We start from the raw sequence: 15,977 nt of genomic DNA, 5'->3' as shown, positions 1-15,977 counted from the left end.
ATATGATGTCTAATAATAAAACCTTTAAAGCCTTAGTCGTCGAAGAAAATACCGACGGCACCTTTAGCAAAAGTATTCAAGAACGCAACGTCAGTGACTTGCCAGAAAATGACTTGTTGATAGAAGTGCATTATTCCTCGTTAAATTTCAAAGATGCCATGTCGGCATCAGGTAATAAAAGAATCACCAGACAATATCCGCATACCCCTGGTATTGATGCAGCAGGCGTTGTTGTCAACGACAAATCAGACACGTTTACCGCAGGGCAAGAAGTATTGGTATTTGGCTATGATCTCGGCATGGATACAGATGGCGGTCTGGGTCAGATGATCTCTATACCTGCCGATTGGGCATTGCCCTGCCCAAAAACGCTGACGTTAAAAGAAGCAATGACTTACGGTACGGGCGGCTTAACCGCAGCACTCAGTATCCAAAAACTAGAAAAAATGGGTGCAAAACCCAGTGATGGTCCAGTCGCGGTAACTGGTGCAACAGGCGGCGTCGGTACGATCAGTATCGCTATTTTGAGTCAGCTGGGTTATGAGGTGATTGCCTTCTCAGGTAAGCCAGAGCAAAGCGAGCATTTGAAAGCATTGGGCGCGAGCGAAGTGCGTCATCGCGATACCATCAATGAAATTGGTAACAAGCCTATCGGTCGTGAGCTGTGGGCAAATGCCATTGATACCATTGGCGGCGACTACTTACCCAATCTGCTAAAGCAAACTAAATCTGGTGGTGCAGTGACCAGTTGTGGTTTAGCCAGCGGCGCTGAGTTTTCGATGTCGGTGATACCTTTTATCACCCGTGCGGTGTCATTATTGGGTATCGATTCGGTGTATATTCCACTGGCAGACAAAGAAGCTATTTGGCAGCGTGTCGCCACCGATATGAAACTGCCTAATCTTGAGAGCTATGGCGAAGAGATTTCGCTAGAGCAAACGCCAGAATACTTGGATCGCTTTATGTCGAGCAAGGTGGTTGGGCGTTATGTGGTGAATGTGCGGGGTTAGTTTTTTAGCTTAGCAGTCAAATATTATAAAAAAGGCAGCATCTCTTTTGAGGTACTGCCTTTTTTAGGTTTCAAAAGATATGTTCAAACGATATAGTAATAAAGTGTATGGTATCTCAAAAGCTGTATCAAAAATAATGTAAATTTAACTTACTAAAAAGCTGGCTTAATAAACTTTCTCTACTCAGTTGAACATATTCTCACAAAAATTAGGTCTGGAGTCATGAAATGATATCAGGAAGAAAATCTATTCCTAAAGCTGTCAAAGAAGTACTTCGATCTGAAGTTGGGTTTGGTTGCCCAATAAAAGGATGTGGCAACCCTTACCTTGAATACCACCACTTTGACCCGCCAGTGAATATAAAACCTCATAATGAGCCAAAAGGTATGATAGCACTGTGCGCTCAGCATCATAAAAAAGCAGATGGTGGTGCATATACAGTTGAACAACTACATACATTGAAAACAGATAAAACCAATGCTGCATTAGTGAAAGGTAACCTAGATTGGTTACGCAAAAATTTATTAGCTGTAGTAGGAGGTAACTTCTACTATGAAACTCTTCGAATTATAACAATTGATGATATTGACTTAGTATCTTTGAAGCGTGATAAAGAAGGCTATCTTCGGTTGAACATAAATATGCTAAGTTTAGAGTCTGAAGAAAGATTAATTATTAAAGATAGTTCATGGGAGAATGTAGGTTCACCTTTAGACTTGCGCAGCCCTCCTCAAGGCAAAGAACTGGAAATTAAATATACTAACGGCGACTTTTTATACTTAAGATTTATTGAGCTTGAATCACTTGAACAAGCTAAGAAGAAATATAAAACAGATATCTTTAAAGATATACTATTTCCAATAACTGCTGTAGAAGTCGAAATGACAATCGCAGGTACAAATATAGAGCTTACATCTTCTAAATCCCAATTAGGTGGTATTCAGATGTCTGGTTCTTTAGTTTCAAACTGTGGTGGCGGTGTTGTTATCGAAAATAGTGGGATTTTATGGAAACAAAATCCTATTTGGAAGCGAAAGGGATTAGTGACAGAGACTGAAGACTCTAATGTTATAAAAGTAAATTTTAAAAGACGATAAATCTTTCTATTAAGATGGCTTTTTTGCCTTTCAGCGTCCCAATAGTAACTATACAATCATTCATCCCTAAACGTATAATTAATATAAAAAAACACCCAACCAAGTTGAGTGTTTTTTTGTTTTCAGCTAAAGACTAAGTAGAGGTTTATTCCCACTCAATCGTCGCAGGCGGCTTGCTGGACACATCATAAATCACTTCTACATTATCAACAGTTAACCACACGCCCAATCAAATTCATTATTCAGCAAATCAATTTGCCCATTACCACCACCCATATTGGCATCGCCAAGCGTTTCTTCAAACTCAATATAAAAAGGACTAAATTCTGGTATCGCTTGAATGGGATTGGCCGTACCACCAAAATGACTTTTTGCATGAAACCTATCAAGCTTTAACATCTCACCTTTTTCAGAGAACATCGGAATATAGGCATTTCCATCATCTTCATCTGGCCACTCATCAAGCATCTTGCCAACGTTAGGATCATCTATTCGGACAACGTGCTTAATAAACTGAGCAGATTCATCTTTAACAAAGCAGGTGCTACCCCATTCTTCAATCTCATAGTCTGGATATATACCATCTTCTTTATTAGGCAGCGGCGTGGACTCACCAGAAAACTCTGCTTCCGTTAGCCAAATCAATGTCCAGCCACCACCAATCATATCTTTCAGATAGATTTCTTGAGGGTGACGATGGTTAGCATAGCGACTCAGTGACGCCCAAAAATTCTCAGCGTCTGTATGATTCACCTCAGTGAGATTAGTAATCATATCTTCAACACCGTCTACCCTATCTTCAACATGATCATCCGCTTGAAAAAGCGATATTGCCACGAGATCTTTCCCTTTTACGCGATACGCTTCAGGCACTAATATCGTCCATAAGTGCGCCATCGGTAGACCGTTAATCCTGCTTCGCGGCCATTGATCCGTGGTGATGCCGACTGGGCGACCAAAAGCCCAACCTTGCCCATGATCTTTATCCGTGAGTTCCAAATCATATGCTTGTTTTAGTGGTTCCATCACTTTTGTCTCGCCTCCTTAGATTAACCTTATTTATTAGACGCACTACACCAACCAATACCACTCAGGCGCAAACAAATAGGACATACCCATAGATAGCAATACTGATAATATGCTACCCACAATGGCGCCAACCCATGACGTACCACCCTTTGCCGCTAACTCCTGTTCGACCGTCGCTGGGTCAGCTGTATTACTCATGACTTTTTTTATATTTTTGACGCTGTGACTAAAGTAAAAATAATTACCTAAAAGTCCTGTCAGTACTGCCCATGCGACAAAAAAGCTGGTTTGACCTATAGAGCTATACGCCTCCATACCGAGCAGATGCATTAAGACTAAATCAACTGCATTAATGCCAAGTACAATAAAAAAAGCGGCTAGATACATTTTACGATAGCACAACCAAGACGTTCCCAGGAGAAGTCCAGCCAAATTAAAACTGTGTATACTAGAGCCATCATTATTAACCTCTAAGCGTGGCTCGCTGTCCTTAAACCATTTATCACGATAAAAATCATCATACTTTTTACCAACGAAAGCTGCCAATAAAGTATCGGTATGTTCAGCGCTGGAAGCTGGATGGTTTTGCGGGATTTGCGCATCTTTAGAAATATTAACTGCCGTTAATGGTGGCGGTATTTGTGCTTGGACGTCAGAGAGCTGATGCCCACATTTTGAACAAAATCCCGCCTCGCTTGAATTTTCTTGATTACAGTTATTACAAAACATCTTATCCCTTAATTTTACTAAATACTGAACGATTGATAGGATTATCTCGACTTTAATAAATAATAGCCAATTAAAGTTGGCTATATTATAGATAATAAAGACAAATGTTCAATGAAAAATTAGAGGATTCTTAGTTGCCTGTTTGTTTTAACCAAAAAAAACACCCAACCAAGTTGAGTGCTTTTTTATCGCTATATTGAACTAATCTAATTATCGATTAGTCGTATATCAATTCAAAAAATTTGAGTTGAAAAGCTATTTAGATAAGTTTACGTAGTCTAAAATGGTAACAAGGCAACCGAGCGCAGATAGTACGTGTTTGTATATCTAGCTAGGTTAACACCGTTACCGTTTAGAATACTTAAACGGTTTATTCCCACTCAATCGTCGCAGGTGGCTTGCTCGACACATCATAAGTCACGCGTGAAACTTCAGCGATTTCATTCATAATGCGATTCGATACCGTCTCAATCAAATCATACGGCAGATGCGCAAAGCGCGCGGTCATAAAGTCTACGGTCTCAACCGCACGTAGCGCAATCACCCACGCATAGCGGCGACCATCACCGACCACGCCAACTGATTTGATCGGTTGGAATACCGCAAATGCTTGCGCGGTCTTCTCATACCAGCCTGAACGCTCAAGCTCTTCCATAAAGATAGCATCAGCAGCACGCAAGATATCAGCGAATTCTTTGGTCACTTCGCCCAAGATACGCACGCCCAAACCCGGTCCTGGGAACGGATGACGGTTAATCATCTTCGCTGGTAGACCAAGGGTAATACCCAATTTACGCACTTCATCTTTAAACAAATCGCGTAATGGCTCAACCAACTCAAATGCCAAATCATCTGGCAAACCGCCTACATTATGGTGACTCTTAATCACGTGGGCTTTACCTTGATGCGACTTCGCTGATTCAATCACGTCTGGATAAATCGTACCTTGCGCCAAGAATTCGATGACTTTACCATCGCTTTGCTCACTGACTTCACGAGCACTATTAGCGAATACATCGATAAAGGTTTTACCGATGATTTTACGTTTGGCTTCCGGATCAGACTCGCCAGCCAATGCCGTCAAGAATAACTCTTCAGCATCAACACGAATCACTTTTACGCCCATGTTTTCAGCGAAGATTTGCATCACTTGGTCGCCTTCGTGCAGACGCAAAAGACCAGTATCAACAAACACACAGGTTAATTGATCGCCAATGGCTTTATGCAATAATGCTGCGACGACTGAACTGTCCACACCACCTGAAAGACCAAGTAATACTTGCTTATCACCGATTTGCTTTTTCAGTTGCTCAATACGCATATCGATGATGTTATCAGGCGTCCAGCTACCCGCGCAGCCACATATTTCATGGACGAAACGTCCTAGCAGTGCAGAACCTTGCGCGGTATGTGTGACTTCAGGGTGGAACTGAAGACCGTAATAGTGACGCGAATCATCTGCCATAATCGCAATCGGGCAGCTTGGCGTACTAGCGACGATATCGAAGCCTTGTGGGGCATCGACCACTTTATCGCCATGACTCATCCACACATTTAGCTTCGCTGCTGCGTCTTCGATACCATCAGTCAGCGTTGATTTGCCATCGATATTGATGGTTGCTGCGCCAAATTCATGGATATCACTGGCATGAACTTGTCCGCCGAAGCGCTCTGCCATCGCTTGCATACCGTAGCAGATACCAAGTACAGGTACGCCTAAGTCGAATACGGCATCATTGATGCGTGGGCTGTTTTCCGCATGGACGCTCTCAGGACCACCAGATAAGATAACGCCTTTTGCACCAAAATCGGTAATGCGCTGGGTGTCGATATCATAAGGGAACATCTCACAAAACACCCCAGAATCACGGACACGGCGGGCGATAAGCTGGCTGTACTGTGAGCCAAAATCGAGAATTAAGATGCGATCTTCTTTAATAGTAGGAACGTTGGCAGCAGTTGTCATAACGTAGTGTCCATCAATAAATAAATTGGTGCGCTATTTTAACAAGTTTGAGCAGTCTATTGGTTATAAAAATACGCTAATCTACCAACTGACATATAACTATCTCATTAGACCAGTATATTCCCGTACTTTATTTCATTTTTATAATGATTTCATTTATATTCCTCCATCCATAAGAAATCATAATAAGGCGTTATAGAATAATGAGCAAAATCAAAAAGCGGTTTATTGGTCTCGTAAAGCAGCTGATATGCTTTTTTACATAGCATACTACAGAGAAGCTTACATCAGTGTCGCCTATGATTAATCTATATTATTCCGCAACACATGGACTTCATCTGAAATTTTCTCTAGCTTAGTCTCACCGCATTGGTACTTTTATATATCAGGGTTTATTGGTGTTATTTAGCATTACTTAGCGCATAGACTGATGGTTTTGGTAGAGAATAAAGAATTAGCAAGTCGGAACAGCACACCAATCGTTGTTGACTAATGTACAGAAAACAGTTACTTATTATAGTCACAGATAATCATAATAAATTGACAGGTATGTCCCTATGAGCAAAATCAAAGCCCTTATCCGAAAACGCCCTAAATCTGACCCGTCTAAAGCTATTTCAGTCAATTCTGATAACCAAAACACCAATAACACCAGTATAGACGCCGCCTCAAAGGGTCATACGGTAAATACTCCAATCGAGCAAACGCGCTGGAATGGTTGGGGCAATATCAATATTAATAAAAAAGTCTCAGCGCATGGGGCGAAACTGATCAAATCACATATTGGTAAAACCAAAAAACTATCATCAGTGAGCTTACAGCAAGTACTTAAAACCGTCCCCAAATCGCGCTTGCCTGTTGCTATGACTGAGCTTGATACTGTATCTGTCGACAACGAAGTAAGACTTAGACATGCTCGTGGGCAAAGTTTTCCAGACTGGATAGCCATGCATGGTGGCGACTTTGAAGTCTTTCCTGATGGGGTCGCTTTTCCTGAATCGACCGCTGATGTCGAAGCATTATTGAAGCTTGCAAGCGAGCATGATCTTATTGTCATTCCTTTTGGCGGTGGCACTTCAGTCGCGGGTCATATCAATCCGCAAAAGGGTTCACGCCCCATATTGACCATCGCTATGAGCAAGATGGATCAGCTGATTGACTTAGACAGTGAGAGCCAAATTGCTACCTTTGGCGCAGGTACACAAGGGCCAGCAGTCGAGGCGCAACTAGACGCACACGGCTACCGCTTGGGACATTATCCTCAGTCTTGGGAGCTATCGACACTGGGCGGCTGGATTGCAGCGCGCTCTAGTGGTCAGCAATCTTTAGGTTACGGACGCATCGAACAGATGTTTGCTGGTGGAACGCTTGTGACACCGCAAGGGGTACTCAATATAGCTGATTTCCCAGCGTCAGCGGCAGGACCTGATCTGCGTGAGATGATGATGGGCACCGAAGGCCGCGCTGGTATTTTTACGACAGTCAAAATGCGGGTACAACCACAACCCGAAGAAGAGCTATTTAAAGTTGCTTTTTTACCGAACTGGGCAGCGGGTAAAGAAGTGCTTAGACAAGCGGTTCAAAAAAATATTCAATTATCAATGCTACGCCTAAGTAATGCGGTCGAGACTGACGCGCATCTACATTTGGGTACGACGCCCAGCCAGTTTATGGCCATTAGCACTTATCTAAAAGCACGTGGACTGAGCTCAAAAAAAGTCATGCTCACTTATGGCGTCTCAGGGGATAAAGCACAGAATAAATTGGCACTGACGCAATTTAATAAGCTATTAAAACAGCACGGTAGTGTTACGGGTAAAATAACCGATATCATGGGTAGTGTCTGGGCACATGGACGCTTTAAATTCCCTTATTTGCGTGGGACGCTGTGGGAAAAAGGCATCATGGTCGATACCTTTGAGACCGCCACCAACTGGAATCATATCGACGAGCAGATGCAGCAGATGCAAGAAGCGGTGAAAAACGCTCTGGCAGACGAAGACGAAAACGTCATGGCTTTCACTCATATCTCACATGTCTATAAGCAAGGTGCTAGCCTCTATACCACTTACTTCTTTAGAGCAGCCAAAGATCACGCCAGCACGTTAAGCCGCTGGCAAAAAATCAAACATGCTGCCAGTTCAAGTCTAGCCAATGGCACAGCGACGATATCGCATCAACATGGCATCGGCCGCGATCACGCCCCCTATCTTGCTGCCGAAAAAGGCAAGCTCGGTCTACAAGTAACTAGCGATATGCTCAAAAGCTTGGACCCTGAACAGCGTATGAATCCGGGTGTTTTAATCGAAGACTAAAAGGCAGCTACAGCCCGACTAGATGGCTTAGAAACACTGAGTCACTAATTAATTTGAGTATAAATTAAGATGAATCGTTTATGAACCAAGCCAATCAACATCAGCAACGCCAGCAAGCATTAGCGCCTTTATCTCGTCGCTCGTCTCAAGTAGTACCATGGGATATACTCATCATCGGTGGCGGTATCACAGGCGCTGGGATTGCTCGCGAGGCAGCAAGGCGCGGCTTGGCGGTGTTACTCATTGAGCAAAAAGACTTTGCTTGGGGCACGTCCAGCCGCTCTAGCAAAATGGTACATGGCGGGCTGCGCTACATTGCCTCAGGTGACTATAAAACCACTTTGCTGAGCGTCCGTGAACGCGAGCGCATGCTAAGCGAAGCAAGTGGTCTTGTCAACGAGATGCATTACGTCATGCCGCATTATAAAGGTAAGTTTCCACCGCCATGGATATTCAATACCTTGCTACGTATCTACGATGGGTTGGCGGGCAAGCGCTACTCTAAATACGTTAAAAAAGACGCTTTTTTACAGCTTAATCCGCACATCAAGCAAGAAAAATTTTTGGGTGCCAGTCAATTTAGCGATGCAGTGACCGATGACTCACGCCTTGTGATGCGGGTACTTGATGAGGCGATTAATGATGGCGCGCAGGCTATTAATTACCTAAAAGCAGAATCGTTGATTACCAATGAGCAAGGCTTGGTGACGGGTGCTACTCTAAAAGATACTTCTTCTGAAGACAACGGTAAAAGTTACGACGTTTATGCCAAAGTAGTGGTCAGTGCTACGGGTGCTTGGGCGGATACCTTACGGATGCAAGCTAGCAAACAAACTGAGCAAAGCTTTCACAAGCAAATTCGCCCGTCACGTGGTAGCCATCTGGTGGTCAGCCAAGAGCGCCTACCAATCAAACAAGCCTATACTTTTTTGCACCCTATCGACAAAAGAGCCGTCTTTGTCTTTCCATGGGAAAACCGTACCGTCCTTGGTACTACCGATTTGGATCATCCGCCATTAGACGATAACGAAGTCGGTATCACTAATGAAGAGGTGGATTACCTATTGGCAGCGACCAATAATCTCTTTGATAATGTAGACATTAGCCGCAAGGATGTCATCAGCTCATGGGCAGGCGTGCGTCCACTGATTTCTGATGGCGGTGATGGTAAGCGCGTCAGCCCAAGTAAAGAGAAACGCGACCATAGCGTCTGGTTGGATAATAATTTGGTCACTGTTAGTGGCGGCAAGCTAACCACCTTTCGCCTAATCGCCCTTGATGTGCTAAAAACTTGTCAACAAGTACTGGCATTTAATGAAGCAGATAGCAAAGAGCTTGGCTCATTAAATACTGAAGTCTTTAGTAATCAACCGCCAACCAATCCTAAATTTACCACCTTACCAAAACCCCTACAACAACGCTTACAAGGATTTTATGGTCTACAGCTTGATGCCTTATTAGAGTTAGCACATGATGATGATTTGGCTTATGTGACTGACAGCAACACCATTTGGGCAGAGATTCGCTTTGCCGCCCATTATGAGCAAGTCATTCACTTGGATGATTTACTACTGCGACGTACACGCTTAGGTTTGATACTACCTGATGGTGCTATGTCGCCGCTTATCAGTAATCGGATTAAGCAAATATGTCAGCAAGAGCTCGGCTGGGATGAGCAAAAGTGGCAGAAAGAAGTTGAACGTTATCAAGATTTATGGCAACGCTACTACCATTTGCCTGCGGCTTAGCACTTTTTTATTATATTAATAGCAAATGCTACTGGTATAAGTTTTCCTTGCTTGCTGTGCCTACGCAGACAGAGGCTGCGGAAAACTTACCCCAGTAGCACACTATAATCATTGTATTTTTATTGAGCTATATATCTATTTCTACATAGTTAAGGATGACTATGACCAACAACCTTGATGCCCCTATTTATTTCTTAGCTATCGACAATGGCACCCAAAGCGTCAGAGCGCTTATCTTCGATCAATTCGGTAGCGAGATTGCCAAAGCCCGCGTCATTATCGAGCCGTATTTTTCAACGCAGCCAAATTTTGCGGAGCAGCATGCCGACTACTATTGGAAAAAATTAAGCGAAGCCTGTCAGCAATTGTGGCAAAACTGCGATATTACGCCCGAGCAAATTGCCGGCGTCAGCCTCGCCACCCAGCGCTATACCATGATATGTTTGGACAAGGATAAACAACCGTTACGCCCAGCTATCGTCTGGATGGATTTGCGTCGCGGCGAAACCAATGACATAGGCTTTCTAGGTCCACTCACCAAAGTCATCGGTATGGGCGAGCTGGTACAAGAGGCGCAGCAAAAAGCCCGCTGTAACTGGCTTGCTCATCATGAGCCTGAGATTTGGAAAAAGACTGCACACTATGTCAACCTCTCCGCATACCTCACCTACCAGCTCACCGGCGAACTCGCCGATTCGACAGGCCATTCGGTTGGCTATTTGCCTTATGATTATAAAGCGCAAACGTGGATGAAACCGAAAGATATCAAATGGCGCTTATTTAGCTGCCGACCTGAGCAAATGCCTATAATTGTTCCACCGGGACAGCCACTTGGTCATATCAGCGCTCAAGCTGCCGCCGCTACTGGTATTCTGGAAGGCACGCCGATGATCGCTGCTGCTAGTGACAAAGCCTGCGAAGCACTAGGCGCAGCGGGTCTCGCAGCAGACACCGCCTGTTTAAGTTTTGGCACTACTGCGACAATTAATAACACTTCGAGCAATTATGTCGAGATACTTAAACATATGCCCGCCTACACCGCCGCCGCGCCAAATTACTACAATCATGAGTACATGATTTATCGCGGCTTTTGGATGGTCAGTTGGTTTAAAGAGCAATTTGCCCACTATGAAGAGCAGTTAGCAAAGACCCAAGGCATCGATACCGAAAAACTCCTCGATCAAGCGGTGAAAGACATTCCAGCAGGCTGTATGGGATTAATGATGCAGCCATACTGGTCACCTGGTGTTCGTCATCCGGGACTTGAGGGCAAAGGTGCGCTTATTGGATTTGGCGACGTACACACGCGAGCGCATGTTTATCGAGCTATATTAGAAGGGCTGGCTTATGAGCTAAAGCTTGGCTTCGATACTATTGAGAAGCGTATAGGCAAACCCATCAAACACTTGCGTGTCGCTGGTGGCGGCTCTCAAAGTGACTCTGCCATGCAGCTGACGGCAGATATCTTTGGCATGCCCGCTTATCGACCGCATACTTATGAAGCCTCAGGCTTAGGCGCTGCTATCAATTGTGCAGTAGGGCTTGGCGTTTATCCTGACCATTCAACCGCAACTCAGGCGATGACCCATTTGGGCGATGAGTTCTTACCTATTGACGCCAACGTCCAGCTCTACAAACGTCTTTATAATGAGGTTTATCTCAAAATGTATGAGCGTCTAAAACCCTTATATCAAAGTATTCAGGACATTACTGGTTATCCTGCTAAATGATATTACTGTTTAACAGCATCGCTATTTAATGCAGTATGCATACGGTTTAGCCCTTCTATAAGCAGCGCTTTAGGGCACGCTATATTAAGGCGCATTTTTAGATGCCCTTTATTACCGTATTTAATCCCCGCGCTAAGCTCAACTTTGGCCTCTCTAAGCGCGTCATAGAGCATTTGATCGTCTTGCGCATATGCCGAGCAATCTAGCCAAATCAAATACGAAGCTTCTGGACGCATCACCTTAATTTTAGGTAAATGCTCTTCTAAAAAGCTAATGGTTAATTCAATATTGGCTTCAATATAGGTCAGCGCCTGCGCCAACCACTCACCACCTTGCTCATAAGCACTGCGCATCGCCATATAAGCAAATAAGTTCAGCTCATGCTCGTCACTTAAACGCTGCTGCTGGTTAATTTTACTCATTAATGCGCTGTCTTTAGCAAAGATCATAGAGCCTTTGATACCGGCAATATTAAAGGTTTTGGTCATCGAGGTTAGGCTCACCACCTTGTGCTCATAGCCTGTTGCTAGGGTTAAAAAAGGCGTAAATGTCTGCCCACTCAAGGTTAAATCTTGATGAATCTCATCACTCACAATTGCCACATCGTGCTTTTTACAAATCGAAAGCAGCGCTTCAAGTTCATCCGCTGTCCATACACGTCCGCCCGGATTATGCGGATTGCAGAATAAATATAGCTTAACTTTATGCTTGATAATTTTGGCTTCGATATCAGCTAAATCCAGATGATACTTACCTTCAACCTCTTTTAATGCAGAAGTCACAAGCTTACGATTATTGTCCAAAACCTTGCTCATAAAAGGCGTATAGATAGGATCATTGATGAGTACCGCATCCCCTGCCTCGGTAAATACTTTCATCATCAGCACCAAACTTGGCACGACACCCGGAGAAAACAGGATATCCTGCTGCTCCAGCCACAAGTCATAACGACTGCCATGCCAGTCGATAATCGCTTGATACAACGGCTCGGTCGGCACGGTGTAACCCAATATGCCATGCTGCGTTACTTGCTCAATCGCCGCTAAAATAGGCTGGGCAGTCTTAAAGTCCATATCCGCGACCCACAGCGGAATGGTGTCATCGGTATAATGCCATTTAAACGACCCCGTATCACGTCTGTCTATTATTTCATCAAAGTTGTACAGCACCAATGCTCTCCTTTACGGTAGTTTTATATTATAACTGTTCATTCGTCGGCTTAAATGACCTTTGAAAATATAATGCTATCATTATTTGAATAATGGTTAAAAATTAGTGTTACATTAATGTTGTGGACTCTACATATGATCAAGTTATTTAGGCCAGAGTATGTTCATATTGCAAGGATTGTGATCTATCAGCTTTTACCCAAACCCCCTACTAAGCCAAGATGGCTTGTCTAAAAGGACTTAGCATGATGAAAATGGATTCCCTATCAAAATTAGCACTCAAAATCAGTTCCCTTACTCTCGCCATTGCCGCAACTTCTGCATGCACTGCTATGGCAACAGGTGCTGACTCTCAAGTTTCAAATACCCAAACCACTACGAACAGTACTGCTATTACTTTAGGCAATAGTGCTATGTCTAGCGGCACTAACGACACGGTTGCTATCGGTAATATGGCCAATGCAGGTCTGAACTCAGCAACCGCTGTCGGCGGTCAAGCCAACGCTGCAGGTTTAGGCTCAACCTCTATCGGCTGGCAATCAAAAGCTACCGCTGAACGCGCGCAAGCGTTTGGTCATCTAGCCAACGCGAGTGGTGTACGCGCTACGGCTGTTGGTGAAGCCGCGATGGCTGGCGGCAGTAATGACACGGTCGCTGTCGGCAACAAAGCCAATGCGGGCATGAATTCAGCAACGGCTGTTGGCGGGGAAGCCAATGCCGCAGGTTTAGGCTCAACGTCTATCGGTTGGCAATCAAAAGCCACTGCCGAACGCGCGCAAGCCTTTGGTCATATAGCCGATGCTAGTGGTGTACGCTCTACCGCAGTTGGTGAAGCGGCAGCCGCACAAGGTGCAAACTCGGTAGCGCTAGGCAATAAATCTATGGCTGGCGGCATGAATAGCATCGCTATCGGTAACGGAGCAATGGCGGCTAAAAACAACCAAATCGTCTTAGGTAGTGCTGGACAAGTGCAGTCTAGTACTGCGTCTCAGTCAGGTACAGTTAGAATCGTCACTATCGATGACAACGGTACGCTAGGTACGATGATGGTTGATTACTATAAAAAATCAGCTAAATAATAGTAGTCAATTAGTGCCAAACTACTAACGCTGGTGCAGTTATCACCAGTTATACTCGATAAAATAATGAGACCTCGCCATGGCAGGGTTTTTGCTATTTGAGATTACGGTACTAGGTTTAGGGGTTTAGAGTGGGGCTTTAGATGGTTTGGGAATAGTTTAGAATTTGCGGATTAGAAGGTGAAACCGTTGCAGTAATAAGGGGAGCCAATCCTGCCATTCGCTATTATCTGCTTATCTAGGTGTGAGGATGGATCAAGCGAAGTACTGCTTCGCCCTGACCTGACGCAAGAGAAAATCTATGATTTTCTGTGGCTACGGTTTGGGTCATTCCTGTTTGGTCACGATACTGCCCCAAAACCTAGCCTTCGCAACACGCCTATTCCAGCAGGATAGCCTTAAGAAACTCTCATTTAAGAGAGTTTTTCTTGCAAGCATAAAATTGCGGTGCAATTTTTTACGGCTCTCATGTCAGGGCTAAAACGCGCCTTTGTAGCGAAGGTCAAATAGAAATTAGAACTTATATAACTTTCAACTAGTAGGTGGGTCTAGAAGATTAAGCTGTTCACCTTTGATACCAATGGGCATCTGTTCTTTACTGATATCGTCAGATTTAATATTAACACTCTCATTAGGTAAAGGATAAATAAATCCACGATCTCGCCATCTTGCTACAACTAAATCATCGAAAGTAACATTATCTAAAGTTAGTCCATCAGCATGATCAGTGATAATAATTTGCGGTTCTATACCTGTTAAATCTTTAGTATCTTTACAAAACTGTACCAACTGCTCGAAAATATTTTTTACAGATTTCATATCAGCATCAAGACTTTCAGGCTTACCCCTTTTTTCAACAAGATCTTGAGCATCAAACTCGTTTGAGTTGTCCTCTATATTTGTGGGAAAATATACTTGAGTAGGTTGATCAATAAATAAAATAGGAGGTATAACTGATTTATCGCCTATCTTACAAAAGTATCTATGCAATGCTAGAAATAATGAAAGATGGCTATATAGCCAATTCGCGCCACTACCCATAGAGCGTAAGTATATTTTCTTATCATCGTCTGTCTTGTAGTAAAGATCAAAGTTTGATAACGAGAACTTTAAGTTGATAGGTTTATAATCTTCTTCAAAGTCGAATTTTTCGCCTATCTTATTCATTTGCTTATTGATATACGTTTCAGCTGTTCTTATTTTACTATCTACGTTAAACTCTTCTTTTAATTGAGATTCAATGTCTTCTATATCTTTGATAATATTGTCATAATTTTTATCATTAAGATCACTCAAACTATCAAGACTTTCCAAATACTCCTCTAATCTACCTACGTATCTACTAGCTTGATTATCAAGATCTTCTTTGTTTTTCAACTTCTCTTCGATAGATCTAATTTCAGCTATTTCTTTTTTCACTTTCTTGAGCTTGCCATCAATTTCTTTAATTTCTGAGTCTAACTCAGCTTTAGTATGTCTAAATGAATCAATTTGATAATTCGTCTTTGATAATTCAGTATTAAGCCAAACTAGAGCATTATTCAATTTGTTAGCTGTTTTGTAATTGTTATTATTATCATGGCTGCAAAAGTAACATTGTGAATTAGAATAGATTGTTGAACTAAATGCGTCACTAGATTTACTTGCTGACGGTATAAATACTGTTTCTGTATAGTTAATTGTTCGTTCAACATCTAAAGCTTTGTGTAGAAGAGTTCTTTTTTTAGCTTCCAAATCAACTCTACTATCTAAAAGAGTATTGAAATCTACTAATGAGTTATCGTTAGTTCCATCAGTAACAGTATCATTATTTGTATTGAAATTTTTGTCAGCTATGAACCTTAAATAACGCTTATGATTTTGATATATATATTCAGCGGTTGCCTTCTGCTCCAGAAACAAAGGAGTGTTTGTAGTTGCAAAATAGACATCTAAAATTGATTTTATTCTAGCTATACGTATAGACTCTTCCGATTCATTTTTCGTTATCAGTCTTTCAATTGCTTTTTTTTCTCTAATTAAATTAGATATAGTCAGTTCTTTTTAAATAAGATACAATCGTTTTAAAACAAGCGAAATGGCAGAATAACAAATGACCTATTCAG

11 protein-coding genes are annotated in these 15,977 nt (G+C 42.8%); 6 read left to right on the top strand and 5 right to left on the bottom strand.

Features of this window, described 5'->3' with window-relative positions:
- Positions 1–5 precede the first annotated feature (5 nt).
- Positions 6–1,010, top strand: a complete 1,005-nt coding sequence (locus JMX95_RS06800; RefSeq protein ID WP_109590495.1) for a YhdH/YhfP family quinone oxidoreductase — start codon at positions 6–8, stop codon at positions 1,008–1,010.
- A gap of 227 nt (positions 1,011–1,237) precedes the next feature.
- Entirely contained in the window at positions 1,238–2,107 is an 870-nt protein-coding gene (locus tag JMX95_RS06795) for an HNH endonuclease (RefSeq protein WP_201560397.1), read from the top strand.
- Positions 2,108–2,320: 213 nt separating this feature from the next.
- Here JMX95_RS06795 and JMX95_RS13680 read toward each other — a convergent pair whose 3' ends face one another.
- The 3 genes from JMX95_RS13680 to guaA form a co-directional block, all read right to left on the bottom strand.
- Complete coding sequence (locus JMX95_RS13680) at positions 2,321–3,136, bottom strand: hypothetical protein (RefSeq protein ID WP_146192883.1); 816 nt, start codon at positions 3,134–3,136, stop codon at positions 2,321–2,323.
- A gap of 42 nt (positions 3,137–3,178) precedes the next feature.
- Entirely contained in the window at positions 3,179–3,865 is a 687-nt protein-coding gene (locus tag JMX95_RS06780; protein WP_109590489.1) for a zinc ribbon domain-containing protein, read from the bottom strand.
- 370 nt (positions 3,866–4,235) lie between these two features.
- A complete protein-coding gene (guaA, locus tag JMX95_RS06775) occupies positions 4,236–5,831 on the bottom strand; it encodes a glutamine-hydrolyzing GMP synthase (RefSeq protein ID WP_109590487.1) in 1,596 nt (531 codons plus the stop codon).
- Between the two features lie 557 nt (positions 5,832–6,388).
- Here guaA and JMX95_RS06770 point away from each other — a divergent pair.
- The 3 genes from JMX95_RS06770 to JMX95_RS06760 all read left to right on the top strand — a co-directional run bounded on the left by JMX95_RS06770 (position 6,389) and on the right by JMX95_RS06760 (position 11,624).
- Positions 6,389–8,146, top strand: a complete 1,758-nt coding sequence (locus JMX95_RS06770; protein WP_201560396.1) for an FAD-binding oxidoreductase — start codon at positions 6,389–6,391, stop codon at positions 8,144–8,146.
- Positions 8,147–8,226: 80 nt separating this feature from the next.
- On the top strand, positions 8,227–9,894 hold the full coding sequence (locus JMX95_RS06765) for a glycerol-3-phosphate dehydrogenase/oxidase (protein ID WP_109590483.1): 1,668 nt from the start codon (positions 8,227–8,229) through the stop codon (positions 9,892–9,894).
- Positions 9,895–10,055: 161 nt separating this feature from the next.
- Positions 10,056–11,624, top strand: coding sequence for an FGGY-family carbohydrate kinase (locus tag JMX95_RS06760; RefSeq protein WP_109590481.1), 1,569 nt, complete (start codon positions 10,056–10,058; stop codon positions 11,622–11,624).
- A gap of 2 nt (positions 11,625–11,626) precedes the next feature.
- Here JMX95_RS06760 and JMX95_RS06755 read toward each other — a convergent pair whose 3' ends face one another.
- Positions 11,627–12,793, bottom strand: coding sequence for a MalY/PatB family protein (locus JMX95_RS06755; RefSeq protein ID WP_109590478.1), 1,167 nt, complete (start codon positions 12,791–12,793; stop codon positions 11,627–11,629).
- A 245-nt stretch (positions 12,794–13,038) separates the two neighbouring features.
- Between JMX95_RS06755 and JMX95_RS06750 the strand changes: the two genes are divergently transcribed.
- Complete coding sequence (locus tag JMX95_RS06750) at positions 13,039–13,872, top strand: hypothetical protein (RefSeq protein WP_109590476.1); 834 nt, start codon at positions 13,039–13,041, stop codon at positions 13,870–13,872.
- A gap of 531 nt (positions 13,873–14,403) precedes the next feature.
- On the opposite strand, the gene JMX95_RS06745 is transcribed toward JMX95_RS06750, so the two are convergent.
- Positions 14,404–15,774 carry a DUF3732 domain-containing protein gene (locus JMX95_RS06745; RefSeq protein WP_201560395.1) on the bottom strand — a complete coding sequence of 457 codons (1,371 nt, stop codon included), beginning with the start codon at positions 15,772–15,774 and terminating at the stop codon, positions 14,404–14,406.
- Positions 15,775–15,977 lie beyond the last annotated feature (203 nt).

It is taken from the genome of Psychrobacter sp. NC44 (assembly GCF_904846655.1).
Taxonomy (GTDB): Bacteria; Pseudomonadota; Gammaproteobacteria; order Pseudomonadales; family Moraxellaceae; genus Psychrobacter.
Note: the sequence above shows the minus strand (reverse complement) of the source record. Positions and strands in the feature narration are given on the sequence as shown.

Excerpts from the sequence above, each read along its gene's own strand:
- JMX95_RS06750 (WP_109590476.1), top strand. The coding sequence starts at position 13,039 with ATGATGAAAATGGATTCCCTATCAAAATTAGCACTCAAAATCAGTTCC.
- guaA (WP_109590487.1), bottom strand. The coding sequence starts at position 5,831 with ATGACAACTGCTGCCAACGTTCCTACTATTAAAGAAGATCGCATCTTA.
- JMX95_RS06765 (WP_109590483.1), top strand. The coding sequence starts at position 8,227 with ATGAACCAAGCCAATCAACATCAGCAACGCCAGCAAGCATTAGCGCCT.
- JMX95_RS06800 (WP_109590495.1), top strand. The coding sequence starts at position 6 with ATGTCTAATAATAAAACCTTTAAAGCCTTAGTCGTCGAAGAAAATACC.
- JMX95_RS06795 (WP_201560397.1), top strand. The coding sequence starts at position 1,238 with ATGATATCAGGAAGAAAATCTATTCCTAAAGCTGTCAAAGAAGTACTT.
- JMX95_RS06780 (WP_109590489.1), bottom strand. The coding sequence starts at position 3,865 with ATGTTTTGTAATAACTGTAATCAAGAAAATTCAAGCGAGGCGGGATTT.
- JMX95_RS06770 (WP_201560396.1), top strand. The coding sequence starts at position 6,389 with ATGAGCAAAATCAAAGCCCTTATCCGAAAACGCCCTAAATCTGACCCG.
- JMX95_RS06760 (WP_109590481.1), top strand. The coding sequence starts at position 10,056 with ATGACCAACAACCTTGATGCCCCTATTTATTTCTTAGCTATCGACAAT.